Consider the following 24,291-nt stretch of genomic DNA (forward strand, 5'->3'; position numbering starts at 1 on the left):
ATGTCGCCGGCAATCCGCTTGCTAGATTTCCTCGACTTCCAAGACACCGCTGAGCGACCGGATCGCGCCTTTGATCTTGGGCGTGACCGGATATTCCGCGCATAGGTCCACTTCGACTTCTCCCGGCAGCGTCGGATCCATCAGGCAAAGCTGGATCGGCCCTTTTCCTGCGGATTTCGCAGCCGTTCGCGCACCGGCCAATACCTCGGCGACAGCTTGAATGGCGACAGCCTCGTCCACAAAAATCCGCAAGCCCATGTTGCCTGCATCCGCCACGACCGAGTCGATCGGCGCAACTGACCTGCCGAGCAATTTCAACTGGTCACTTTCCATGGTCGCCTCGACCATCACCACAACCTTTGATCCGGTCTCAAGGTGATCACGCGCCAGTTCCAGCGTATCCGAGAACAGCGTGACCTCATAGGCACCAGTCGGGTCAGACAACTGCGCAAAGGCAAAGCGGTTGCCACGGGCGGATTTGCGTTCTTGCCGCCCTGCGACAATCCCGGCCAGCCGTGCGTTCATCGCACCTTTGACAGACACCTTTTCAGTCAGTTCATCCAAGGTCAGGAACGGTACACCGCCGCCCGCCGATTTGCGTTTCAACGGCCCCATGTAATCGTCCAGCGGGTGACCGGACAGATAGAAACCGACGGCCTTGAATTCTTCGGTCAGGCGTTCCGCGGCTTCCCAGTCATCGCAGGGCAGAATGCGTGGCTCGGGCAGGTCATCGCCCGCCTCGCCAAACAGCGATACCTGATTGCTGGCCTTTTGTTCGTGGATCGCGGCGGAGTAGTTTACCAACCCGTCCAGCGCATTCCAGACCCGGCGGCGGTTGTTGTCCAGCTGGTCAAACGCGCCCGAGCGCGCCAGCATTTCCAACGGCCGCTTGCCCACACGCTTCAGATCAACGCGGCGTGCCAAATCAAACAATGTTGCAAAAGGTTTGTCGATACCTTCGACCTTGCGGCCTTCGGTGATCAGTTTCATGGCCTCGACGCCCACGTTTTTCAACGCACCAAGCGCATAGACCAATGCACCGTCGACCACCTTGAACGTCGCATCAGAGCGGTTCACGCAAGGCGGCACCCACGGCAGTTCCAGCCGTTTGCGGACTTCCTCGAAATACACCGCCAGCTTGTCGGTCAGGTGGATATCGCAGTTCATCACACCGGCCATAAATTCAACCGGATGGTTCGCCTTTAGCCACGCCGTTTGATAGCTGACCACGGCATAGGCCGCCGCGTGGGATTTGTTGAAACCGTAGTTGGCGAATTTTTCCAAAAGGTCGAAAACTTCCGACGCTTTTTTCTTGTCCACGCCATTGGCCATCGCACCCTTTTCGAACTTGGGGCGTTCCTTGGCCATTTCTTCGGCGATCTTTTTACCCATCGCACGGCGCAACAGGTCAGCACCACCAAGGCTATAGCCCGCCATGACCTGCGCGATCTGCATAACCTGTTCTTGGTAAACAATAATACCTTGGGTTTCTTCCAAGATATGGTCAATCGACGGATGCACGGATTCGCGTTCTTTGAGGCCGTTTTTCACCTCGCAATAGGTCGGGATGTTTTCCATCGGGCCGGGGCGGTACAACGCCACAAGGGCCACAATGTCCTCAATACAGGTCGGTTTCATCCGCTTGAGGGCATCCATCATGCCGCTGGATTCCACCTGGAACACAGCAACCGTCTTGGCGCTGGCGTATAATTTATACGATGCTTCATCATCCAGCGGGACGGTAGCAATATCGTCGATCAACCCTTCTGGCGGTTCAAACAGTTCGGTCCCGTCAGCCGCAATATGCAGATGGCGACCCGATGCCTTGATCTGGTCCACGGCGTTCTGGATGACGGTCAGGGTTTTCAGACCCAAAAAGTCGAACTTGACCAGACCGGCCTGTTCCACCCATTTCATGTTGAACTGCGTCGCGGGCATATCCGACCGCGGATCCTGATAAAGCGGTACCAGCGCGTCCAGCGGCCTGTCGCCAATCACAACACCCGCCGCGTGGGTTGATGCGTTGCGCAACAGCCCCTCGACCTGCTGACCATAATCCAGCAACCGCGCTACGACCTCTTCGTTGCGGGCTTCTTCGCGCAGGCGCGGCTCGTCGGCCAATGCTTTTTCGATGCTGACGGGTTTCACGCCCTCAACGGGGATCATCTTGGAAAGACGGTCCACCTGACCATAGGGCATCTGCAAAACGCGCCCGATGTCACGCACCGCCGCCTTGGACAGCAGCGCACCAAAGGTGATGATCTGCCCCACCTTGTCGCGCCCGTATTTGCGCTGCACATATTGGATCACCTCTTCGCGGCGATCCATGCAAAAGTCGATGTCAAAGTCGGGCATCGACACACGTTCAGGGTTCAGGAACCGCTCAAACAGCAGTTGATAGCGCAGCGGGTCAAGGTCGGTGATCGTCAGCGCATAGGCCACCAGTGACCCCGCACCAGACCCACGCCCCGGCCCGACCGGAATATTCTGATCCTTGGCCCATTTGATAAAATCCGCAACGATCAGAAAATAGCCGGGGAAACCCATGCCCTCAATAATGCCCAGCTCGAAATCCAGCCGTTTTTCATATTCCTCAACGCTGGTCGCATGGGGAATAACCTTAAGCCGGTCCTTCAGGCCTTCGTGTGCCTGACGCTTCAGCTCTTCAATCTCGTTATCGGCAAATTTCGGCAGGATCGGATCACGGCGGTAGGCCATAAAGGCGCAGCGCTTGGCGATCTCGACGGTGTTCTCAATCGCCTCTGGCAGATCGGCAAACAGCGTCACCATCTCCGATTGCGACTTGAAATAATGCTGTGCGGTCAGGCGGCGGCGGTCCTGTTGCTGATCGACATAGGCCCCGTCGGCAATACAAATCAGCGCATCATGCGCCTCGTACATCGTTGTTTTCGGAAAATAAACGTCATTGGTGGCCACCAAGGGGATGCCCATCGCATAGGCCATCTCGACAAAGCCGCGTTCGGTCAGCCGCTCGGCCTCGGGCTGGCCGTTCTCGTCCGGATGGCGTTGCAACTCGACGTATAATCTATCACCGAAAGCCCCGTGCAAGCGTTTCATCAACGTCTCAGCCGCAGGCCGCTGCCCGGTTTGCAACAACTGCCCCACAGGGCCGCCCGCGCCCCCGGTCAGACAGATGATCCCGGCGCTATATTGCTCCAGCTCGTCTAACGTCACCTCGGGCAACGCGCCGCCCTTGTCGATATACAGACAAGAGTTCAGCTTCATCAGATTTTCATAGCCGACCTCTGACTGCGCCAGCAGCACAACAGGGGCGGGTTCGCGGGGCTTTTCCCCCGGCTGCGCAGTCACATAAGCCAGATCGACCTGACACCCGATGATAGGCTGGATACCCGCGCCTGACATGGCGACCGAAAATTCCAGCGCCGCAAACATGTTGTTGGTGTCGGTCAACGCCATCGCAGGCATGTCCGCCGATTTACACAGATCAGGCAGCTTTTTCAGCCGCAACGCGCCTTCCAGCAACGAATATTCCGAATGGGTGCGCAGGTGAATGAATCGGGGTGTGTTTGCCATCCTCCAAGCTTAAGCGACCAAACCCCAAGCCGCCATACCCGCTGTCACGTCACGCCCATAATTTCGGCGTGACCCGATCAAAACCGGCCCGAAACCCGAAAACCCTTGCCAATACCCTACCCCAGCGCATAGCTTCGATCAGCATTTGCCCGCGCCGCGTTCTACGTCGCATCGAACCCCGCGCATCACTTGGGCTCCGGTACCGCGGCGGAACAAACCTATGGACATCACTTTTCTCCTCAACGGAGAAGTCGTGTCGCTGACCGGCATATCTCCGACGACAACCCTGCTTGACTGGCTGCGCGAAACCAAACACCTGACCGGCACCAAAGAAGGCTGCAACGAGGGCGATTGCGGTGCCTGCAGCGTGATGATCAGCGATCAATCTGGCCACCGCGCCCTGAACGGCTGCATCCTGTTCCTGCCCCAAATCAACGGGAAATCCGTCACAACCGTCGAAGGCCTCAGCGCGCCCGACGGCACATTGCACCCTGTGCAACAAACGATGATCGACCACCACGGCAGCCAATGCGGCTTTTGCACGCCCGGCTTTGCCGTGACGATGGCCACCGCCCACCTGAACGGTGCCACGGACCACGACACGCAACTGGCCGGAAATCTGTGCCGCTGCACCGGCTACGCCCCGATCGTCCGCGCTGCACAAGCCGCCGAAAACCAGCCCGTCCCTCAGCACCTCAAGACCCTTCAACTTCCAAATGGACAAAAATCCTCGGGGGGTCCGGCGCAGCCGGATGGGGGCAGACAGCCCCCTCAACATATCCAGCCCACCACCACCGATGAACTGGCCCACTGGTACGCCGCCAACCCCGATGCGACGCTGATCGCAGGAGCCACAGATGTCGGCCTTTGGGTCACCAAACAGTTCCGCGATCTGGGCGCATCGGCTTTTCTGAACCAGCTCACCGATCTGCGTGGCATCACCGACGCAGGCGATCACTGGCACATTGGCGCGATGACCACGATCACAGAACTGGAATCCCACTTCGCGCCCCACCATCCCAGCCTTGCCACAATGCTGCGTCGTTACGGTTCCACCCAGGTGCGCAATGCCGCCACCATCGGCGGCAATATCGCGAACGGCTCCCCCATCGGGGACGGGTCGCCCGCGCTGATCGCAATGGCGGCCACACTACATCTGCGCCACGGCGACAGCCGCCGCAGCCTCCCGCTCGAAGACTTCTTTATCACCTACGGCAAACAAGACCGCGCGCCCGGCGAATTTGTCGAGGCGATCACGATCCCCAAGCAACCCGACACGCTGCGTTGCTACAAACTCAGCAAACGTTTTGACCAAGACATTTCGGCCGTGTGTGGCTGCATCAATCTAACCCGCGAGCGCGACACCATCACCGATGCACGTATTGCGTTTGGCGGTATGGCAGGCACCCCGAAACGGGCGGCCCAGACCGAAGCGGCACTCACAAACCAAGCCTTTACCCAAGCAACTTTCCGAACAGCTATGCAGAACATCGCAGAAGATTTCCAGCCGCTGTCAGACATGCGCGCCTCTGCCAGCTATCGCTTACAAACCGCCCAAAACATGCTGCTGCGGTATTTCTTCGAAGCTCAGGGCGTCGACACTGACGTGCAGGCGGTGTCCGCATGAGCGTCGCCAACCCCCTGCCCCACGATGCCGCGAAACTCCATGTGACGGGTGCTGCCCGCTATGTGGATGATATCCCAACCCCCGCAAACGCGCTCCATATCGCTTTTGGCCTTAGTAAACCGGCCGCGGGCCGTTTGATTTCGATGGATTTAAGCGCCGTGCGCGCCGCGCCGGGCGTGGTTGCGGTGTATACTGCGGATGATTTGGCCTTTGCCAATGATGTGTCCCCGTCGAACCATGATGAACCTTTGCTGGCAACGGATGCTGTGCATTACGCGGGTCAGCCATTGTTCATGGTGGTTGCCACCAGCCATCTGGCCGCCCGTCATGCGGCGCAGCTTGGGCAAATCGACATCGACCGAACCGATCCCATTTTGACCATCGAACAGGCCCTCGCCGCCAATAGCCGCTTCGAGGACGGCCCGCGCATTTATCAAAAAGGCGACGCGACAGCCGCCTTGCAACAAGCCTCCCAAACCCTTTCGGGGTCCATCAACATCGGCGGTCAGGAACACTTCTACCTCGAAGGCCAGGCCGCCCTTGCCCTGCCCCAAGACAACGACGACATGGTCGTCCATTCCTCGACCCAGCACCCCACCGAAATCCAGCACAAAGTTGCCGAAGCCCTTGGCGTGCCGATGCATGCCGTCCGGGTAGAGACGCGTCGCATGGGTGGCGGGTTTGGCGGCAAGGAAAGTCAGGGCAACGCGCTGGCGATTGCCTGCGCCGTTGCAGCAGCCAAAACCGGACGGCCCTGCAAAATGCGCTATGACCGGGATGACGACATGATCATCACCGGCAAGCGCCATGATTTCCGGATCGATTATACCGTCGGTTTTGATACCAAGGGCAAGATTACCGCGCTGGATTTCACCCATTTCACCCGCTGCGGCTGGGGGATGGATTTATCATTGCCCGTCGCCGACCGCGCGATGCTGCACGCGGATAACGCCTATCATCTGGATAATATCCGCATCACCTCGCACCGTTTACGCACCAACACGCAAAGTGCGACCGCATTTCGCGGTTTTGGCGGCCCGCAAGGGATCGTTGGCATTGAACGGGTGATGGATCACATCGCCCATCATCTGGATGCCGACCCGCTGGCCGTGCGCCGCGCGAATTATTACGCCGACGCGCCAAACGATCAGGTGCAAACCACCCCTTATCACCAGCCGGTGAAAGACGGGATCATCAATGCGCTGACCGACCGGCTGGTCGCTTCATCAGATTACGTCGCGCGCCGTCTAGCCATCGATGCGTGGAACGCCAGCCAGCCCGTCCTAAAACGCGGCATCGCGCTGACTCCGGTCAAGTTCGGCATTTCATTCACGCTGACGCATCTCAATCAGGCCGGGGCATTGGTGCATGTCTATAACGACGGCTCCATCCACCTGAACCACGGTGGCACCGAAATGGGCCAAGGGCTGTTCCAAAAAATCGCCCAAGTCGCCGCCAGCCGCTTTGGCGTCGACATCAGCGCGGTCAAAATCACCGCGACCGATACTGGCAAGGTGCCCAACACCTCGGCCACGGCGGCGTCTTCGGGCACTGATCTGAACGGCATGGCGGTGCAAGCAGCCTGTGACACGATCCGCGACCGCATCGCCGAACACCTTGCACAAACACACGGCGTCACGCCCGAAGCTGTGACATTTGCAGACGGCATGGTGACAATCGGCAGCAAGAAATTCACCTTTTCCGACGCCGTCATGTCGGCATATCTGGCGCGCGTGTCCCTGTCCTCAACCGGGTTTTACAAGACACCAGACATCGAATGGGATCGCATCACGGGGCGCGGCAGCCCGTTCTTTTACTTTGCCTATGGTGCCGCCGTGACCGAGGTCGTGATCGACACACTGACTGGCGAAAACCGTATTCTGCGGGCCGATATTCTGCATGACGCTGGCGCATCCTTGAACCCCGCGCTTGATATCGGACAGATCGAAGGCGGATACGTCCAAGGTGCCGGATGGCTGACCACCGAAGAACTGGTCTGGGACGATCAAGGCACGCTCAAAACACACGCGCCGTCGACCTATAAAATACCGGCCATTTCGGACCGGCCTGATGTCTTCAATGTTGCCCTTTGGGACCAGCCCAACCCTGCACAAACGGTGTACCGGTCCAAAGCCGTGGGCGAACCGCCCCTGATGCTGGGTATTTCTGCGTTTATGGCACTGTCGGATGCGACCCGCGCCTGCGGGGCGAGTTACGCTGATTTACAAACACCAGCGACCGCCGAGGCAGTGCTGACTGCCACACTCAAGGCCCGCGCATGAGCGACGCAATATACGTAGAAATCACCGCGACGCGCGGTTCGACTCCGCGTGATGCGGGCACCGCGATGAAGGTGACGGCAAAAAGCATCGCAGGCACCATCGGCGGCGGTGCCTTGGAACATCAGGCCATTCTGGCGGCCCGCGAAATGCTTAACCAAGGGCGCAAGGCGCATACGCTCAAAATCCCGCTGGGCCCCAGCCTTGGGCAATGCTGCGGCGGGTCTGTCACGTTGGATTTCACTGACCGCCAACGCCAAACCGATCCGATCATGATGCCGCCAAAGCTGACTATCTCAGACCACGCGCCGCTTGATCTGTGGCTGTGGGGGGCGGGTCATGTCGGGCGTGCGGTTGTACGCAATAGCCCGAAAGACGCATTTAACATCACGTGGGTCGATACGGAATTTGACCGATTTCCCGCTGATATTTCCCCTGATGTAACCGTGCTGCCAGCCGCCGATATGCCGCGCATCGCAAAACATGCACCGCTGTCCGCCCACCATCTGATCTTTACCTATTCCCATGACATCGATCTGGCGTTGTGCGCGGCTTTGCTGGACCGGACCGCCGCAAGCATCGGCTTGATCGGTTCAGACACGAAATGGGCCCGTTTTCGCAAAAGGCTGCGCTCGGCGGGCCTTGATCCTGCGCCAATCATCTGCCCCATCGGTTATAAATCCCTTGGCAAAACCCCTGACGCTATTGCAAACGGGTGCCTGAGCAGGCTTCTTGACCAAGTGAAAACCAAGGAATTTCTATGAACAATCCCCCCCTTCTTGCGCTTTCCGGCCTGACCAAGGCCTATCCCGGTGTGGTTGCCAACGATGACGTGTCGCTGACAATCGCCCCCGGTGAAGTTCATGCGCTGCTAGGGGAAAACGGGGCCGGAAAATCGACGCTGGTCAAAATGATCTATGGTCTGGTCAAGCCTGACAGCGGCACGATGCAGATGCACGGTACCCCATTCCACCCCAATGAACCCCGCGCCGCACGGGCAGCCGGCGTTGGCATGGTCTTTCAACATTTTTCGCTGTTTGATGCGCTAAGTGTTGCGGAAAACATCGCGCTCGGCATGGAAGACGCGCCCAAGCTGGGTACCCTGAGCAAGCAAATCCGCGACGTGTCCGAAGCCTATGGCCTGCCGTTATCCCCCGACCGCATTGTCGGCGATCTTTCTGCTGGCGAACGTCAGCGGGTCGAAATTATCCGCTGCCTTTTGCAAGACCCCAAGCTGTTGATCATGGACGAACCCACATCCGTTCTGACCCCGCAAGAAGTCGAAATTCTGTTCAAAACCCTGCGCAAGCTTAGCGCTGAGGGGACCGCGATTTTGTATATCTCGCACAAGCTCGAAGAGATCCGCAGCCTGTGCGACAGCGCCACGATTTTGCGGCTGGGCAAGGTGGTCGGCCATTGCACGCCATCCGAAACATCCGCACGTGACATGGCCGAAATGATGGTGGGCAGCATCCTGAAAACGCCGTTGCGTACGGGCAAGACGCCGGGGGATGTGTTGCTGGATTTGCGGGGGTTGAATGCAAAGTCGCCATCCGCCTTTGGGATGCCACTGCGCGACATTTCGGTTCAGGTCCGCGCCGGAGAGGTATTGGGCATCGGCGGTGTTGCGGGCAATGGCCAGGACGAATTGCTGGCCGCACTGTCCGGCGAAAATCTGTCTCAACCGGGTATGGTCTTTTTCAAGGGCTATGACATTGGCCAGCTTAGCCCTATCGCACGGCGCGGTCTTGGCATTCTTGCCGCCCCCGAAGAACGGCTGGGTCACGCTGCCGCCCCCGATATGACGCTGACAGAGAACGCGATGCTGACAGGGGCCGTGCGCGAGAAGCTGGAGCGTCGCGGCATGTTGAACTGGCCCGCCGCGACGCGGTTTGCAGAACGGATTATCAAGGAATTTGATGTACGAACCCCCGGCCCCGGTAACGCAGCGCGTTCATTATCAGGCGGGAACCTGCAAAAATTCGTCATCGGGCGCGAGGTATTGCAGCGGCCCGAAGTGTTGGTCGTGAACCAGCCCACATGGGGTGTTGATGCGTCGGCAGCGGCATCGATCCGGCAGGCGTTGCTGGATCTGGCCGAAAATGGTGCCGCTGTCATTGTGATCAGTCAGGATCTGGACGAGTTGATGGAAATCTCGGACCGGTTTGCCGCCCTGAACGAAGGCCGCCTGTCAGAGCCGCGCCCCGCGCAGGGTCTGACGGTGGACGAGATCGGGTTGATGATGGGCGGTGCCCATGGGATGGAGGTCGCACATGTTTGATATGACGCATGTGGGGGTTTCACACCCCCACGCCCCCGTGGGATATTTCAAAGCCAGAGAAGGGGCAGCCCAGTGATCAGATTGGAAAAGCGGCCGCAGGCAAGTCAGGCGTTTTCATGGGCAGCGCCCGTTTTGGCGGTTCTGGCGACGATGTTTTTTGGCGGGCTATTGTTCGCCGCGTTGGGCAAAGACCCGTTGGCGTCGATCACAACGATTTTCTGGCAGCCGCTGTTTGGTGATTTTGCGTTTTACTACCGGCCCCAGTTGTTGATCAAAGGGGCACCATTGGTGTTGATTGCCATCGGCTTGTCCTTGGGCTTCAAGGCGGGCATCTGGAATATTGGCGCAGAAGGTCAGTATATCATGGGGGCCATTTTCGGCGCGGCGGCCGGGTTGGCATTCTACCCGACCGAAAGCGTTCTTATTTTTCCGTTTATGATTTTGGCGGGTGCATTGGGCGGCTGGATCTGGGCCATGATCCCCGCGATCCTGAAGGTCAAGTTCGGCACCAACGAGATTTTGGTGTCTTTGATGCTGGTCTATGTGGCTGAACAATTTCTCGCGTCTATGGCGCTTGGGCTGTTGAAGAACCCCGAAGGGTTCGGGTTTCCCGGCAGTCGCAATCTACAGCAATACGGATCGGCCCATAATGCGGAGCTGATCGCGGGGTCGGGCATGCATTGGGGTGTTGTCGCGGCGTTGATCGCGGTGATTTTTGCCTATGTGTTACTGGCGCGGCACCGGCTTGGCTTTGCCATTCGGGTCACCGGAGAAGCCCCGCGCGCGGCCAAGTTTTCGGGCGTAAACCCGACGCGGTTGGTGCTGTTTTGCATGGGCATGTCCGGTTTGCTTGCCGGCCTTGCCGGTATGTTCGAGGTCGCAGGCCCCGCCGGTCAGGTCACCATTGATTTCAACGTGGGCTATGGGTTCACCGCGATCATCGTTGCGTTTTTGGGTCGGTTGCACCCGTTTGGCATTTTGCTGGCGGGCGGGTTGATGGCGTTGACCTATATCGGCGGCGACATTGCGCAAAGCCAGCTGGGGCTGCCAGCCGCTGCCATTCAGGTGTTTCAGGGGATGCTGTTGTTTTTCCTGCTCGCCTTTGATCTTTTCACCAATTACCGGCTGCGTATGGGCCGGGCGGAGGTCGCGTAATGGATCTGTCAGCTATCAATCCCGTCCTGTTCGTTGCAGGTTTTCTGGTCGCCGCGACCCCGCTGATTTTCGCCGCTTTGGGGGAACTGGTCGTTGAGAAATCAGGTGTCCTTAATCTGGGCGTCGAAGGCATGATGATCATGGGGGCCATTTGCGGTTTTGCCACGGCTGTGGAAACCGGATCGCCCCTGCTGGGGTTTGCCGCCGCGGCCGTGGGTGGCGCGCTTCTTAGCCTGTTGTTTGCTTTTCTGACCCAGATCACATTAGCCAATCAGGTGGCATCGGGGCTGGCACTGACGCTGTTCGGGCTAGGGTTTTCCGCGTTGCTAGGCCAAAGCTATGTCGGGATCAAACCGCCGCGCCTGGCAGAAGTTAACTTTGGCCCGCTGCATGACATCCCGGTTCTGGGGCCGGTTTTGTTCTCGCATGATATTATTCTGTATCTGGGTTTCGCCTTGGTCGTCGCCATTTGGGCGATGTTGAAATTCACCCGCGCCGGTCTGATCCTGCGGGCGGTCGGCGAAAGCCACGATGCCGCGCATGCGCTTGGTTATAAGGTCGTGCGCATCAGAACCTTGGCGATCATGTTTGGCGGGGCCTGCGCGGGATTGGGCGGGGCCTATATCAGCCTGATCCGCGTGCCCCAATGGACCGAAGGAATGACCGCCGGGGTGGGCTGGATCGCGCTGGCCTTGGTCGTATTTGCCAGTTGGAAACCATGGCGCCTGTTGCTGGGTGCCTATTTATTTGGCGGAATCACGCAGTTGCAGCTAAATCTGCAAGGTGCAGGCGTTGCCATTCCGGTCGAGTATCTGGCAATGTCGCCCTATATCATCACCATCCTTGTGCTGGTGGTTCTTTCCGCGGATAAAAGCAGTGCTCCGGCATCGCTTGGCCGCACTTTCCATGCCTCGTCCTAACGGGGTCACACATCAAAATGCCCTGTAAAAGGGCAGAATACTCAGGGGAATATGTTATGAAACTATCAACACTCCTCGCCAGCGCTGCGCTGGCGATCGGTCTTGCGGGCGGCGCTTATGCCGACGACAAGACCAAAGTCGGCTTTGTCTTCGTGGGCCCGGTGGGCGACGGCGGCTGGACATACGAACACAACCAAGGCCGTTTGGCCGTTGAAGCCGAATTCGGTGACAAGGTCGAAACAGTGTTTGTTGAAAACGTGGCCGAGGGCCCCGATTCCGAACGCGTGATGACGCAGATGGCGCTTGACGGTGCCGACCTGATTTTCACCACATCCTTTGGCTATATGGACCCGACGATCAACGTTGCGGCCAAATTCCCGAACGTGAAATTCGAGCACGCAACCGGTTACAAGCGCGCCGATAACGTTTCCACATATTCCGCACGTTTCTACGAAGGCCGTGCCATTCAGGGCCACATTGCGGGCAAGATGACCAAGTCGAACATCATCGGCTACATCGGGTCCTTCCCGATCCCCGAAGTTATCCGCGGCATCAACTCTGCCTACATCCATGCCAAAAAGGTTAACCCCGACGTCGAATTCAAAATCGTTTGGGCTTACACATGGTTCGATCCGGCAAAAGAAGCAGACGCGGCGAAGGTTCTGATCGAACAAGGTGCTGACGTTGTGCTGCAGCACACAGATTCCACCGCGCCACAGGCAGCCGCCCAAGAAGCAGGCAACGTGATCACATTCGGTCAGGCATCCGACATGGCACAATACGCGCCCATGCCGCGCGTGTCTTCGATCATTGACGATTGGGCACCTTACTATGTCGCGCGCACCAAAGCCGTGATGGATGGTACATGGACGTCGACAGACACATGGGACGGTATCGGCGCTGGCATGGTTGGCATCGGTGACATCACAGATGCGGTGCCTGCGGATGTGAAAGCCGAAGCACTGGCGTTGAAAGCATCCATTGCAGACGGGTCTTACCACCCGTTCACCGGCCCGCTGAAAAAGCAGGATGGGTCTGATTTCCTGGCCGATGGCGAAACAGCTGATGACGGCACGCTTGCTGGCATGAACTTCTACGTTGAAGGCATCACAGGCGACATCCCGAACTAATCGGATCCGTCGTTAAAGTTTGAAAGGCCCTGCTTGCGCGGGGCCTTTTTTATGTAGAACTGTTTTGCGTCGCTATCGGCGGGGTGTCCGGTCGATCAATCTGTCCGCCGCCATCCCTGCCAGCCACATCGACACCAAAGCCACCCAAGCGGTCAGCGCAAAGGTGGACCCGCCTGTCACCCCTGCCCCGATGGTGCAGCCGCCAGCGGTCATCGCGCCAAACCCCATCATCGCAGCCCCTGCCAGATAACGCTGCATGGACCGTGCGCTGTCCCAGCCCTGCCAGATCAAGCGCCCCGCCATCAGTGCCGACACAAACGCGCCAACGGCCACGCCGGGAATAAGGCCAACATCGAATTCAAGCACGGAATTGGCCGACAACAGATACATCAACGTGTCCGCCGATGGCCCCGAAAACGTCAGGCTGCCGACGGGAACCGGATCAAAGCTGATCTGCGATAACGTATAGGTCAGATACCAACCCACCGCGACCGAGAACCCGACCCCGCAGCCAAACAGCAGCGTCACCCAAGACACCCGATTTTGGAATGCGATGCTAAGCGCCAAAGCTGCAAAACCGATGCCTATCGCAATGCCGCTGCCGGTGGGCAGGTGTAATGCCCATAGGATATTCGGGTTCGGCCCATGGGTGATCCATCCACCGGATATCCATTCGCGCAGGGGGGACAATGCGCCTTCCAGGCTCATCTGCGCAACGACTGCAAAGACGAGGCCGGACAGGATGGCACGCAAATTTCCGGTTGCCCCCAGAACCAGCAACCGCCCCGGACAGCCCCGCGCAAGGATCATCCCAACGCCAAAGATCACGCCACCGACGACAGCCCCCGAAATCGTGCCGGGCGACGCAAGCCATCGGCTGGTTCCCAGATCAATCACACCGGTGACATTCATCACCTGCGTCCACAGCAACCCGGTGGAAAAGGTCAAAAGCCATACCGCCATGCGCGGCCCCAAAGTTGCACGCGCGACTTCGACCGCGGCGGCGCGCAGACAGAACCGGCTTTGCTCGGCTGACAGGCCAAAGATGATGCCGGTTACCACGCCCGCCAAGGCCGCGATCCCCGGTTCGCCCACTGTTTCCAAGACTGATGTCACATCCATAAACACATCCTATTTTCCGCATGTATCGGTGATAGATGCATCGCTGACATTGATCTGTGTCATGGTTGGCCGCAAAACGTCCCACCCCATGGTGATCTCGGGGCAAGCTGCGCATCATTGCACTACCCATTGCGCGGCAAAACGCTATCGTCTGAGGTATGATAAAAATCCATCACCTTAATCGGTCCCGCTCTCACCGTATTTTGTGGCTGCTCGAGGAAATCGAACAGCCCTATACGATCATCCCTTACAAGCGTGACGCTGTCACAAACCTGGCCCCGCCCGAGCTGAAATTGGTGCACCCCTTGGGCAAATCGCCGATGCTGGAGATCGATGATGTGTTGGTCGCCGAAAGCGCGGCAATTACCGAAACGCTATGTGCGCGTTTTGCCCCCGAAATGATCCCGAACCACGACACCCCCGCATATTTGCAGCACCTCGAGATGATGCATTTCGCCGAAGGGTCCGCGATGACGCCAATTTTGTTGAACCTTTATGTCAGCCGGTTGGGCGAAGCAGGTGCGCCGTTGCACCCCCGGATCAAGGACGAATTGCACAACCACTTTAGCTATATGAACAGCCTTGTGCGCCCGTCCGGCCATTTCGTCCAAGACAGCCTGTCAGCGGCGGATATCATGCTTAGCTTTCCGGCAGAGATCGCGATGCGCGGCGGTGATGGTGCAGCGCGCTATCCGGCACTGGCCGGTTTCGTCGACATGATCCACAATCGCCCGGCCTATCAGCGGGCCACCGAAAAGGGTGCTATCGACGACTAAGATCGACGTTGCGAAGGCGGGCGTGCCGTGGCACGGTTTGGGAATGAAACATACCCTGACCAGCCCCAACGGCACCCCCGCCAGCCGCCTTGCCTTTGGCACTATGCAATTTGGCGGGCGCGCAGATGCCGATGCCTCGCGCGCCATGTTCGATGCCTGCCTTGATGCGGGTATCACCCATTTCGACACCGCCCATGTCTATACGGACGGGGCCTCGGAAACGCTGCTGGGCAGCTTTCTAGGGGATCGCCGCGATGACCTGATCATCGCAACCAAAGCCGCCTATGATGGCGGGGCGGGCCGGGCCAATCTGCTGCAGTCCTGCGAGATGTCGCGCAGCCGGATGAAGCTGGACACGCTTGATGTGCTGTACCTGCATCGCTTTGACCCCGACACCGACATGCACGAGACCTTTCAAACCATGGCCCAGCTGAAAACAGCGGGCCATATCCGCAAAATTGGTCTGTCGAACTTTGCCGCGTGGCAGGTCGTCAAGGCCGCTGGTATCGCCGCGAAATTCGATCTGGATATCGCCGTGATCCAACCGATGTATAATCTGGTGAAACGTCAGGCCGAGGTCGAAATTCTGCCAATGGCCGATGATCTGGGCATTCTTGTTGCGCCGTACTCCCCGCTTGGTGGCGGTTTGCTGACCGGCAAATACGCCAAGGGCGAAGCAGGCCGTTTGACCCAAGACGACCGTTATGCCGCGCGCTATGCGCCCGATGTGATGCATCAAACGGCGGTGGGGCTGTCCGATCTGGCCGCAGACATGGGCATGCATCCCGCGACATTGGCCGTTGCATGGGTTGCGGCGCATCCCACGGGGCCATCGCCGATCATTTCGGCCCGGTCGGCGGAACAATTGGCACCGTCACTTGCGGCGATGACCTATGACATGCCTGCCGATGTCTATGCCAAAATCGCAGCCCTTTCACAGACCCCACCCCCTGCCACGGACCGGATTGAAGAACAAACATGACAAAGATCATCGTCATTGGCGGCGGCATTGCAGGCATTTCGGCAGCAGCACGGCTGTCGGCTGATGCCGAGGTGACATTGATCGAGGCGGAAAAGGCGCTTGGCTATCATGCCTCGGGGCGTTCGGCCGCATTGATTGAAAAGAACTATGGCGCGCCGTCTGTACAGGCCCTGAACCGTGCCAGCATCGACCATCTTGAGAACGCGAATGGCGGGTATCTTACGCAGCGCGGCTTGATGATCATCGCTGATACCCACGAGGAAGCGGCCCTAAACGACGATTTGAAGGCAATGGGCCTGGAGCGGATTACCCCGTCCGAGGCCCTAAATATGGTCCCGGTGCTTGTTCCGGAACGGGTGGCTTTTGCGGGTTACCACGCCGATGCCCATGACATCGACACGGACCGGTTGATGCAGGATTTCGCCAAAACCCTGCGCAGCAATGGTGGCACAATTCTGACCGGCCATCCTGTCACCGGTATCACCCGCGCGCCGCAGGGCTGGACGGTTACAGCGGGTGGCGACCCATTGCACGCCGACAAGATCGTCAACGCGGCGGGCGCATGGGTCGACCAGATTGCGGTGATGGCGGGCATTCAGCCGGTTGGTATCGTTCCGCGCCGGCGGTCGATGGCACGGATCGCCGCCCCCGGTGGGCATGATCCCGCGCGCTGGCCGATGTTCTTTGGCGTCCACGAAACATGGTATGCGAAACCAGATGCGGGCGCGCTGATCATTTCACCTGCCGACGAAGACCCCGTTGAACCGCATGACGCGTGGGCCGATGATATGGTACTGGCCGAGGGGCTGGAGAGGTACCAGAACATGGTCGCGGTGCCCCTGACAAAACCGATATCGACATGGGCCGGCTTGCGCAGCTTTGCCCCGGATCGAACCCTTGTGCTGGGCCCTGATCCTGATCAGCCCGATTTTATCTGGTGCGCGGGTCAAGGCGGCTATGGCTTTCAAACCAGCCCCGCCGCCGCACAATTGGTGGCTGATTTGACCTTTGGCCGCCTGTCGTCCCTGCCGGTCGAAACGGTCGATGCTTTGCGCCCTGACAGGTTGCGGCTATGACCACGCAGCTGCCGCCCAGCGCCAGCGTTGCCCTGCCCACTGGCGATGCGAAACTGCATGCGCCTGCTGCGGATCGAAACCGGGCAGCGTTGGTCGAATTGCTGCGCAGCCATGCCCCGCAACACGGGGCCGCCTTGGAAATAGCAAGCGGAACCGGCCAGCATATCAGCGCCTTTGCAACTGCTTTGCCCGGCCTTCACTGGCAACCGACCGAGCCCGACGCCGCCCGCCGTGCCAGCATCGACGCCTATGCCGCGCAGTCGCATGCCGAGAATATCGCCCCCGCCATTGCGCTTGATGCGACCCAAGCTGGCTGGCACGCGCAGTTTGCGCCGCAAAACCTGATCTTTCTCTCGAACCTTCTTCACCTCATTCCAGCAGATGCAGCGCAGCGCCTGATCAGCGAGGTCGCGCTTGCCACGGCCCCCGGCGGCTGCTTCATCTTCTACGGTCCGTTTCGGCGCGCGGGGCAGCTGACCTCGGACGGGGACGCGAGGTTTGATCGCGAATTGCGCGACGCAGACCCCAATATAGGATACAAGGACACGACCGATGTCATTGTTTGGCTTGAGGCCGCGGGGTTCAGCCCGATTGATCAGGTCGATATGCCGGCTAATAACCTGGCCTTTATCGCGAGAAAGCCATGAACATGTCACCGCTGCGCATCCTTGTTGTTCTCGCTGCCCTTGGCCTCGCGGCCTGTGCCGCACCGCAAATTTCAGTGCCGCTGGGCACGGTGACATCTGCAAACTTTAGTGACCGCAAACCACATGACTGGGTCCGGCAGCCCCCGCAAAGCTATGCAGTACACGGTATTGATGTCGCGCGCTTCCAAAGCCCGCTGAACTGGGGTCAGGCGCGCGTAAATGGCGTAAACTTTGCCTTTATCAAAGCAACTGAAGGCGGCGATCTGCTGGATCCCATGTTCGCGGATCACTGGCAGGGTGCGGGGCGATCAGGCGTCGCGCGCGGAGCCTATCATTTCTATTATTTCTGCACCACGCCCCAAGCGCAGGCGCGATGGTTCATCCAGAACGTCCCGAAAACCCCCGGTATGTTGCCACCTGTGCTGGACATGGAATGGAACCCGTTTTCACCCACCTGCACCCTGCGCCCGCCGCCCCATATTGTGCGCCGGAATGCGCAAATTTTCTTGCGCATTCTCAAGGCCCATTACGGCCAACAGCCGATTGTCTATACCACCCCTGATTTCTATCAAAAGAACCAGATGGGCCGCTTGGGTGGGACAGAATTCTGGCTACGTTCAACCGCCGCCCACCCGTCCGAGAAATACCCAAGCGAGCGTTGGACATTCTGGCAATACACAAGCACGGGCCGCGTGCCCGGTGCCTTGGGCGATCTGGATATCAACGTATATGCAGGCACCCCGGCGAGCTGGGAAAATTGGCTAGCCCGCCGGCAGATCCGTTAATCACCTCTGTGGTGATCGGTTAACCATCCATCCGAATGGTGGCGTTTTTCGGATCATAGGGGCTGTCCTCGACCACTTCGGCATCCCAAAGCTGGTCGAACATTTTGACCTTCAGCTTGGTCCCAACGGCCGCCTGTTCCGGTTTGACATAGCCCATGCCGATGGATTTCCCGAACGCCACGGAATACCCGCCCGAGGTCAAGCGCCCCACGCGCGTATCACCATGATACAAGACCTCGCGGCCCCATGGATCAGCGTCATCCGGCCCGTCGATCAACAGCGTCACGCATTGCGCGCGGATGCCATGTTCCTGCATCGCATCCTTGCCGTAGAACTCCTTGGACAGATCAACAAAACGCGGCAGATCAGCCTCAAGCGGTGTCGCATCGCGGCCCAGCTCAGTGCCGAACGCCCGATAGGATTTCTCCTGGCGCAGCCAGTTTTGCGCCCGTGCGCCGACCAGCTTCATGCCGTGCTTTTCGCCCGCCTTTTCCAGCAGATCAAACAGGTGGTTCTGCATCTCGATCGGGTGGTGCAATTCCCAACCCAGCTCACCGGTATAGGCCACGCGAATGGCGCGCACCGGCACCATGCCCAGTTCAATATTGCGCATGGTCAGCCACGGGAACCGCTTGTTGGACAGCACGGTTTCCGGATCGGCGTCTTTAACGATCTCTTTCAACACATCGCGCGATTTCGGCCCGGCGATGGCGAAAACGCCCCATTGCGTGGTCACGTCATGGCATTCGATATAGCCGAATTCAGGTGCCTTATCTGCAATCGCCTTGCGCAGGTAATCGCTATCATAGGCCGTCCATGCCCCAGCCGACACAAGGTAGTATTCATGCTCGGCCAAGCGCACGATGGTATATTCCGTGCGCGTTGTCCCGTGGCTGGTCAGCGCATAGGTCAGGTTGATGCGGCCCACTGATGGCAGTTTGTTACAGGTAAACCAGTTCAGGAATTCCGTCGCGCCCGGCCCTTTGACCAGATGCTTGGTAAATGCCGTTGCATCAATCAGGCCGACGCCTTCGCGAATGGCCTTGGCCTCTTCGACCGCATGTTGCCACCAACCACCGCGCCGGAACGACCGGCTGTCATGGTCGTTGAACCCCATCGGTGCAAAATAGTTAGGGCGTTCCCAGCCGTTCACATGGCCAAACTGCGCGCCCCGTGCCGCCTGACGGTCATAGGCGGGCGATGTGCGCAACGGACGGCACGCAGGGCGTTCTTCGTCAGGGTGGTGCAGGATATAGACATGCTCATACGCTTCTTCGTTCTTGCGCGCGGCATATTCCGTGGTCATCCAGTCGCCATAGCGTTTGGGGTCCAGCGATGCCATGTCGATCTCGGCCTCGCCCTCGACCATCAGCTGTGCCAGATAATACCCCGTACCGCCCGCCGCCGTGATCCCGAACGAGAACCCCTCGGCCAGCCACATATTGCGCAGGCCCGGCGCCGGTCCAACCAGCGGGTTGCCATCAGGGGTATAACAAATCGGGCCGTTGAAATCATCCTTCAACCCGCAGCTTTCAGCCGACGGGATACGGTGGTTCATCGCCATATACTGGTCTTCGATCCGGTCCAGATCCAGCTGGAACAGATCCGCACGGAAACTATCCGGCACACCATATTCAAACCGCGCTGGCGCGTTTTTCTCATATACGCCCAAGATCCAACCACCGCGTTCCTCGCGCACATAAGACTGCGCATCGGCATCACGAATAACGGGGTGTTCGACATTGCCCTCGCCCTTGCGGAATTCCACCAACTCGGGGTCCTGATCCATGACGATAAACTGATGCTCGACCGGAATGGCTGGCATCTTGATGCCCAACATCTTGGCGGTGCGCTGTGCGTGGTTGCCAGATGCGGTCACAACATGCTCGGCGGTAATCACGATCTGCTCGTCCGATGGCACAAGGTTGCCGCCGCGCTCGACCATCTTGGTCACAGTGACTTCCCACGCCTCACCATTCCAGTGAAACGCATCCGCCTGCCATTTACGTTCAATCACAACGCCCCGCTGGCGCGCGCCCTTGGCCATCGCCATGGTCACATCCGCGGGGTTAATATAGCCATCCGTCTGGTGATAGATCGCGCCCTTCAAATCCTCGGTGCGGATCAACGGCCATTTCGCCTTGATCTGATCGGGCGTCAGCCACTCATAGGGCACGCCGCATGTCTCGGCCGTCGCCGCATAGAGCATATACTCGTCCATACGCTCATCGGTCTGCGCCATGCGCAAATTGCCCACGACGGCAAAGCCCGCGTTCAACCCGGTCTCGTCCTCAAGCGTTTTATAAAACTTGATCGAATAGTCATGGATATGCGTGGTCGCATAAGACATGTTGAAATAGGGCAGCAGGCCCGCCGCATGCCACGTCGACCCGCTGGTCAGCTCGTCGCGCTCCAGCAACATGACATCGTCCCAGCCTGCGCGGGCCAGATGATACGCGATCGACGTGCCAACAGCACCGCCGCCAACAACCAATGCTTTGACTTGAGTTTTCATGTATCCAATGCTCCGCCGGACTAAGGGTTGCGCCGATATTTAACAGCCCCAGCGTAAAACGCACAGCCCAGCCGACCCATGACAGCTCAAATGCGACGCGGCCTAAAAAACCACGGCCGCAAACCCATTCCAAATGGAAATAAATCCCCGCCGGAGGCACCAAACGCCCCTGCGGGACGCAGGGGCAAACATCATGTCGCGCGTTAGCGCGTCCTTTGGATCAGCTTGGCAGGATTTTACCGGGGTTCATGATGTTGTCGGGGTCCAGCGCGCGCTTGAGCGTGCCCATAACGTCCACCGCAGCGCCAAGCTCTGAAACGAGATAGGGGCGTTTGCCCTGCCCGATACCATGCTCACCCGTGCAGGTTCCCTCCATCGAGATCGCCAAACTGCTCAACCAGCTGATATACTCTTCGGCCCGGGCAACCTCTTCCGCGTCGTCCATGTCCAACAACAGCGACGCGTGGAAATTGCCATCGCCTGCGTGGCCAACAATCGGCGCAATCAACCCCAGCTCATCGGCCTTGGCATTCGCGGCACCCACGGCATCTGCCAAGCGCGAGATCGGCACACAAACATCCGTCGCAACAGCCTTGCACCCGGGGCGCAGCGCCAGCATTGCCCAGTATGCATCGTGGCGTGCCTGCCATAGCTTGTTGCGTTCCTCAACTGTGCTGGTTGCCTGATAATCCGACCCGCCGTTTTCCTCGGCCAGCGCGCTAAATGTTTCGGCTTGCTCGGCCACGCCCGCATCTGATCCGTGAAACTCTAGCAGCAACATCGGTGTTTCGGGCAACGACAGTTTTGAATAGCCATTCACCGCCTTTACCACCATCGCATCCAGCAACTCGATCCGTGCCACCGGCAGCCCGAACTGAATAACGCTCATCACGGTTTCACAAGCAGCCTCAACCGTTGGAAACGAACAGCGGGCTGAATTGATTGCCTCGGGGATGCCCTGTAATTTCAAGGTGATTTCCGTGATAATCCCCAGCGTCCCTTCGGAGCCCACCATCAGTCGGGTCAAATCATAGCCCGCAGATGATTTACGCGCCCGCCCGCCGGTGCGGATGACCGAGCCATCCGCCATAACGGCTTCGACTGCGATCACGTTATCTTTCATCGTGCCGTAGCGCACGGCATTGGTGCCTGACGCCCGCGTCGCCGTCATACCGCCAAGCGATGCGTTGGCACCGGGATCAATGGGGAAAAACAGCCCCTGATCGCGCAAATGAGTATTCAGCGCTTCGCGTGTCACGCCCGGTTGCACGCGGCAATCCAGATCACCTGCGTTGACTTCCAGCACGCGGTCCATCTGCGACAAATCAATCGAAATCCCCCCGGCGGGCGCATTTACATGCCCCTCAAGCGAGGTACCGGTGCCAAAGGCAATGACCGGCACCTTATGTGCTGCGCAAACCTTTATCACATCCGAAACGTCTTGGGTGGACCGGGCGAAGATCACGGCATCCGGTGCCTGATTTCTGATCCAAGTCGTGGTGTGCCCGTGCTGCTCGCGGATCGCGTCCCCAGTTTGACACTGCTCAGCAAATTGCTGTTTTAGAATGCCCAGAACGGTGGAAATACCGGTTTCGTTTCGTGGCAGATCTGTCGGCTGTACCATGTATAAGTCCCTTGGTTATTGACCAAGGGCAATGCCTTCGCGGCGCGGATCGGCACCGCCGCTTAGACCGTCACCGATGGCGATCATGTGCAGGCCCGATGTCAGCGCCCGCGTCGATGTTTTGTAGCCGAGGTTTTCTAGGGCGTCGACCGAAACCGCCATATCCGTGCCCTCCTCCAGATCATAGGTGCCGAACCGGTTCACTGCATGGGGCAAATTTGCGACTTGCTGCACATCAAGCCCCCAATCGATATGCGCGATGATGGCCCCCGCCACATAGCCGATAATGCGGCTGCCCCCCGGGCTGCCCACCGCCAACACAGGCGCGCCGTCCTTCATCACAATCGTTGGGGCCATTGACGACCGGGGCCGTTTGCCCGGTTCGACCCGGTTGGCAATCGGCACGCCGTCCGTGTGACTGCGAAAAGAGAAATCCGTCAGCTCATTGTTCAACAGGAAACCGCGCACCATCAGGCGGCTACCGAACCCGTTTTCAATCGTGGTGGTCATGCTGGCAACATTGCCCATGCCATCCACGATAGAGATATGCGAGGTCGATGGCAGTTCGATCGCCATATCATCGGCCCAGTTCAGGGCGTGGTCAAAGGCGGGCGTGCCGGGGGCCACCTCGGGCAGCGCATCATCGCCAGCCAACAGTTTGGCACGCTCTGCCAGATAGCTGGGGTCCAGCATGCCTTGCACTGGAACAGGCACATAATCGCTATCGGCGACATAGCGGCCACGATCCGCAAAGGCTAACCGCGATGCGTCACCGATCAGGCGCAATACATTCGGGTCTTTTGGCCCCGCACTTAGATCGTACCCTTCAAGCAGGCCCAATATCTGCCCGACAGCCAAAGCGCCCGAGGATGGCGGCCCCATGCCGCAGACATCATGTGCGCGGTAGACGGCGCACACTGCGGCGCGTTCACGAACCTGATAGATCGACAGATCAACCGGCGATAAAACACCGGGATTGCCCGCAGCCCCTTGGACGGTGGCGACAATATCTGCGGCAATGTCGCCTGTGTAAAAGGCATCTGTGCCCTGATCCGCCAATATCGCAAGCGTCCGTGCATATTCAGGGTTTTTCAATGTCATCCCCGCCGTAATCGGCTGTCCGCCGGGCAGGAAATACGCCGCAGCGGTGGCAGAGCTTGCAAGCCGTTCAGCGTCGCTTGCCACAAGACCGGCAAGGCGCGGCGATACGGTGAAACCCTTTTCCGCCAGCGCCGTCGCAGGGGCCAGCAGGTCGACCCATTGCTGCGTGCCCCACCGTTCATGGGCAGCCTCAAGCAATGCGGGCGTGCCGGGGGTGCCGACGGATCGGCCACCAACGACAGCATCAAAGAATTTTAGCGGTTCACCTTCGTCGTTTTGAAATAATTGCGGTGTCGCGGCCAAGGGGGCCGTTTCGCGGCCATCCAATGTGGTAAGTTCACCGCTCGCCGCATCGTACCAGACCAGAAACGCGCCGCCGCCAAGGCCCGAACTTTGCGGTTCAACCAGCCCCAGTACCGTCTGAACCGCCACCAATGCATCCGCCGCTGTGCCACCCGCAGCCAGCACATCCGCGCCCGCCTTAACCGCATGGGGATTGGCTGCCGCAACCATCCAGTTTTCGGCCATCACCGGCTTGCCCGCGTCTTTGGCAGCAAAGGATGCGGTCACATCAGACGATATAGCCTCGAACGCCCCGCCGCCTGCCGCCTCTGGTGCGACGCTATCCGCGGCCTGCTGGGCAAGCGCCCCACCGGCCAAACACACTGCAAAAGCTGTCAGGATCATACGCATGGGGAAACTCCGTCTGTTAAAGG

17 protein-coding genes are annotated in these 24,291 nt (G+C 59.0%); 12 read left to right on the top strand and 5 right to left on the bottom strand.

What is annotated here, in order from left to right; genetic code table 11:
* Positions 1-21: 21 nt before the first annotated feature.
* Positions 22-3,555 carry a DNA polymerase III subunit alpha gene (gene dnaE / locus KZZ06_RS03675; RefSeq protein ID WP_219578702.1) on the bottom strand — a complete coding sequence of 1,178 codons (3,534 nt, stop codon included), beginning with the start codon at positions 3,553-3,555 and terminating at the stop codon, positions 22-24.
* Positions 3,556-3,775: 220 nt separating this feature from the next.
* Here dnaE and xdhA point away from each other — a divergent pair, with 220 nt between their 5' ends.
* From xdhA to KZZ06_RS03710, 7 genes are all read left to right on the top strand, one after another.
* Complete coding sequence (gene xdhA / locus KZZ06_RS03680) at positions 3,776-5,182, top strand: xanthine dehydrogenase small subunit (RefSeq protein ID WP_219578703.1); 1,407 nt, start codon at positions 3,776-3,778, stop codon at positions 5,180-5,182.
* Positions 5,179-7,464, top strand: a complete 2,286-nt coding sequence (gene xdhB, locus KZZ06_RS03685) for a xanthine dehydrogenase molybdopterin binding subunit (RefSeq protein ID WP_219578704.1) — start codon at positions 5,179-5,181, stop codon at positions 7,462-7,464. Before xdhA ends, xdhB begins: the two co-directional genes overlap by 4 nt.
* A complete protein-coding gene (gene xdhC, locus KZZ06_RS03690; protein WP_219578705.1) occupies positions 7,461-8,225 on the top strand; it encodes a xanthine dehydrogenase accessory protein XdhC in 765 nt (254 codons plus the stop codon). The genes xdhB and xdhC overlap by 4 nt, the downstream gene beginning before the upstream one ends.
* Positions 8,222-9,742 (top strand): ABC transporter ATP-binding protein, encoded by a 1,521-nt coding sequence (locus tag KZZ06_RS03695; RefSeq protein ID WP_219578706.1) that lies wholly within the window; start codon positions 8,222-8,224, stop codon positions 9,740-9,742. The genes xdhC and KZZ06_RS03695 overlap by 4 nt, the downstream gene beginning before the upstream one ends.
* Positions 9,743-9,814: 72 nt before the next feature.
* A complete protein-coding gene (locus tag KZZ06_RS03700) occupies positions 9,815-10,897 on the top strand; it encodes an ABC transporter permease (protein WP_219578707.1) in 1,083 nt (360 codons plus the stop codon).
* Positions 10,897-11,817, top strand: a complete 921-nt coding sequence (locus tag KZZ06_RS03705; RefSeq protein WP_219578708.1) for an ABC transporter permease — start codon at positions 10,897-10,899, stop codon at positions 11,815-11,817. The genes KZZ06_RS03700 and KZZ06_RS03705 overlap by 1 nt, the downstream gene beginning before the upstream one ends.
* 56 nt (positions 11,818-11,873) lie before the next feature.
* A complete protein-coding gene (locus KZZ06_RS03710) occupies positions 11,874-12,947 on the top strand; it encodes a BMP family ABC transporter substrate-binding protein (protein ID WP_219578709.1) in 1,074 nt (357 codons plus the stop codon).
* A gap of 72 nt (positions 12,948-13,019) precedes the next feature.
* Here KZZ06_RS03710 and KZZ06_RS03715 read toward each other — a convergent pair whose 3' ends face one another.
* Positions 13,020-14,069, bottom strand: a complete 1,050-nt coding sequence (locus KZZ06_RS03715) for a YeeE/YedE family protein (RefSeq protein ID WP_219578710.1) — start codon at positions 14,067-14,069, stop codon at positions 13,020-13,022.
* Positions 14,070-14,227: 158 nt separating this feature from the next.
* On the opposite strand from KZZ06_RS03715, the gene KZZ06_RS03720 reads away from it, so the two are divergent.
* Genes KZZ06_RS03720 through KZZ06_RS03740 form a run of 5 tightly spaced genes read left to right on the top strand, consistent with a single transcriptional unit; the run spans position 14,228 to position 18,335 of the window.
* On the top strand, positions 14,228-14,845 hold the full coding sequence (locus KZZ06_RS03720) for a glutathione S-transferase family protein (RefSeq protein WP_219578711.1): 618 nt from the start codon (positions 14,228-14,230) through the stop codon (positions 14,843-14,845).
* A gap of 43 nt (positions 14,846-14,888) precedes the next feature.
* A complete protein-coding gene (locus KZZ06_RS03725) occupies positions 14,889-15,827 on the top strand; it encodes an aldo/keto reductase (RefSeq protein ID WP_219578712.1) in 939 nt (312 codons plus the stop codon).
* The gene (locus tag KZZ06_RS03730) at positions 15,824-16,903 is read left to right on the top strand and encodes an FAD-binding oxidoreductase (RefSeq protein WP_219578713.1); all 1,080 of its coding nucleotides are present in this window, start codon (positions 15,824-15,826) and stop codon (positions 16,901-16,903) included. The genes KZZ06_RS03725 and KZZ06_RS03730 overlap by 4 nt, the downstream gene beginning before the upstream one ends.
* Positions 16,900-17,550, top strand: coding sequence for a DUF938 domain-containing protein (locus tag KZZ06_RS03735; protein WP_219578714.1), 651 nt, complete (start codon positions 16,900-16,902; stop codon positions 17,548-17,550). Before KZZ06_RS03730 ends, KZZ06_RS03735 begins: the two co-directional genes overlap by 4 nt.
* A 2-nt stretch (positions 17,551-17,552) precedes the next feature.
* The gene (locus KZZ06_RS03740; protein ID WP_219579268.1) at positions 17,553-18,335 is read left to right on the top strand and encodes a GH25 family lysozyme; all 783 of its coding nucleotides are present in this window, start codon (positions 17,553-17,555) and stop codon (positions 18,333-18,335) included.
* A 19-nt stretch (positions 18,336-18,354) separates the two neighbouring features.
* Here KZZ06_RS03740 and KZZ06_RS03745 read toward each other — a convergent pair whose 3' ends face one another.
* The 3 genes from KZZ06_RS03745 to ggt all read right to left on the bottom strand — a co-directional run bounded on the left by KZZ06_RS03745 (position 18,355) and on the right by ggt (position 24,268).
* Positions 18,355-20,850: an FAD-dependent oxidoreductase gene (locus KZZ06_RS03745; protein ID WP_219578715.1), complete on the bottom strand. Its 2,496-nt coding sequence runs from the start codon at positions 20,848-20,850 to the stop codon at positions 18,355-18,357.
* 220 nt (positions 20,851-21,070) lie between these two features.
* The gene (locus KZZ06_RS03750) at positions 21,071-22,474 is read right to left on the bottom strand and encodes an FAD-binding oxidoreductase (protein ID WP_219578716.1); all 1,404 of its coding nucleotides are present in this window, start codon (positions 22,472-22,474) and stop codon (positions 21,071-21,073) included.
* A gap of 15 nt (positions 22,475-22,489) precedes the next feature.
* Positions 22,490-24,268 (bottom strand): gamma-glutamyltransferase, encoded by a 1,779-nt coding sequence (ggt, locus tag KZZ06_RS03755; protein ID WP_219578717.1) that lies wholly within the window; start codon positions 24,266-24,268, stop codon positions 22,490-22,492.
* Positions 24,269-24,291 lie beyond the last annotated feature (23 nt).

The organism is Sulfitobacter sp. CW3 (assembly GCF_019392245.1).
In the GTDB taxonomy this organism is placed as follows: domain Bacteria; phylum Pseudomonadota; class Alphaproteobacteria; order Rhodobacterales; family Rhodobacteraceae; genus Sulfitobacter.

Excerpts from the sequence above, each read along its gene's own strand:
- dnaE (WP_219578702.1), bottom strand. The coding sequence starts at position 3,555 with ATGGCAAACACACCCCGATTCATTCACCTGCGCACCCATTCGGAATAT.
- xdhA (WP_219578703.1), top strand. The coding sequence starts at position 3,776 with ATGGACATCACTTTTCTCCTCAACGGAGAAGTCGTGTCGCTGACCGGC.
- xdhB (WP_219578704.1), top strand. The coding sequence starts at position 5,179 with ATGAGCGTCGCCAACCCCCTGCCCCACGATGCCGCGAAACTCCATGTG.
- xdhC (WP_219578705.1), top strand. The coding sequence starts at position 7,461 with ATGAGCGACGCAATATACGTAGAAATCACCGCGACGCGCGGTTCGACT.
- KZZ06_RS03695 (WP_219578706.1), top strand. The coding sequence starts at position 8,222 with ATGAACAATCCCCCCCTTCTTGCGCTTTCCGGCCTGACCAAGGCCTAT.
- KZZ06_RS03705 (WP_219578708.1), top strand. The coding sequence starts at position 10,897 with ATGGATCTGTCAGCTATCAATCCCGTCCTGTTCGTTGCAGGTTTTCTG.
- KZZ06_RS03710 (WP_219578709.1), top strand. The coding sequence starts at position 11,874 with ATGAAACTATCAACACTCCTCGCCAGCGCTGCGCTGGCGATCGGTCTT.
- KZZ06_RS03715 (WP_219578710.1), bottom strand. The coding sequence starts at position 14,069 with ATGGATGTGACATCAGTCTTGGAAACAGTGGGCGAACCGGGGATCGCG.
- KZZ06_RS03720 (WP_219578711.1), top strand. The coding sequence starts at position 14,228 with ATGATAAAAATCCATCACCTTAATCGGTCCCGCTCTCACCGTATTTTG.
- KZZ06_RS03725 (WP_219578712.1), top strand. The coding sequence starts at position 14,889 with ATGAAACATACCCTGACCAGCCCCAACGGCACCCCCGCCAGCCGCCTT.
- KZZ06_RS03730 (WP_219578713.1), top strand. The coding sequence starts at position 15,824 with ATGACAAAGATCATCGTCATTGGCGGCGGCATTGCAGGCATTTCGGCA.
- KZZ06_RS03735 (WP_219578714.1), top strand. The coding sequence starts at position 16,900 with ATGACCACGCAGCTGCCGCCCAGCGCCAGCGTTGCCCTGCCCACTGGC.
- KZZ06_RS03740 (WP_219579268.1), top strand. The coding sequence starts at position 17,553 with ATGTCACCGCTGCGCATCCTTGTTGTTCTCGCTGCCCTTGGCCTCGCG.
- KZZ06_RS03745 (WP_219578715.1), bottom strand. The coding sequence starts at position 20,850 with ATGAAAACTCAAGTCAAAGCATTGGTTGTTGGCGGCGGTGCTGTTGGC.
- KZZ06_RS03750 (WP_219578716.1), bottom strand. The coding sequence starts at position 22,474 with ATGGTACAGCCGACAGATCTGCCACGAAACGAAACCGGTATTTCCACC.
- ggt (WP_219578717.1), bottom strand. The coding sequence starts at position 24,268 with ATGCGTATGATCCTGACAGCTTTTGCAGTGTGTTTGGCCGGTGGGGCG.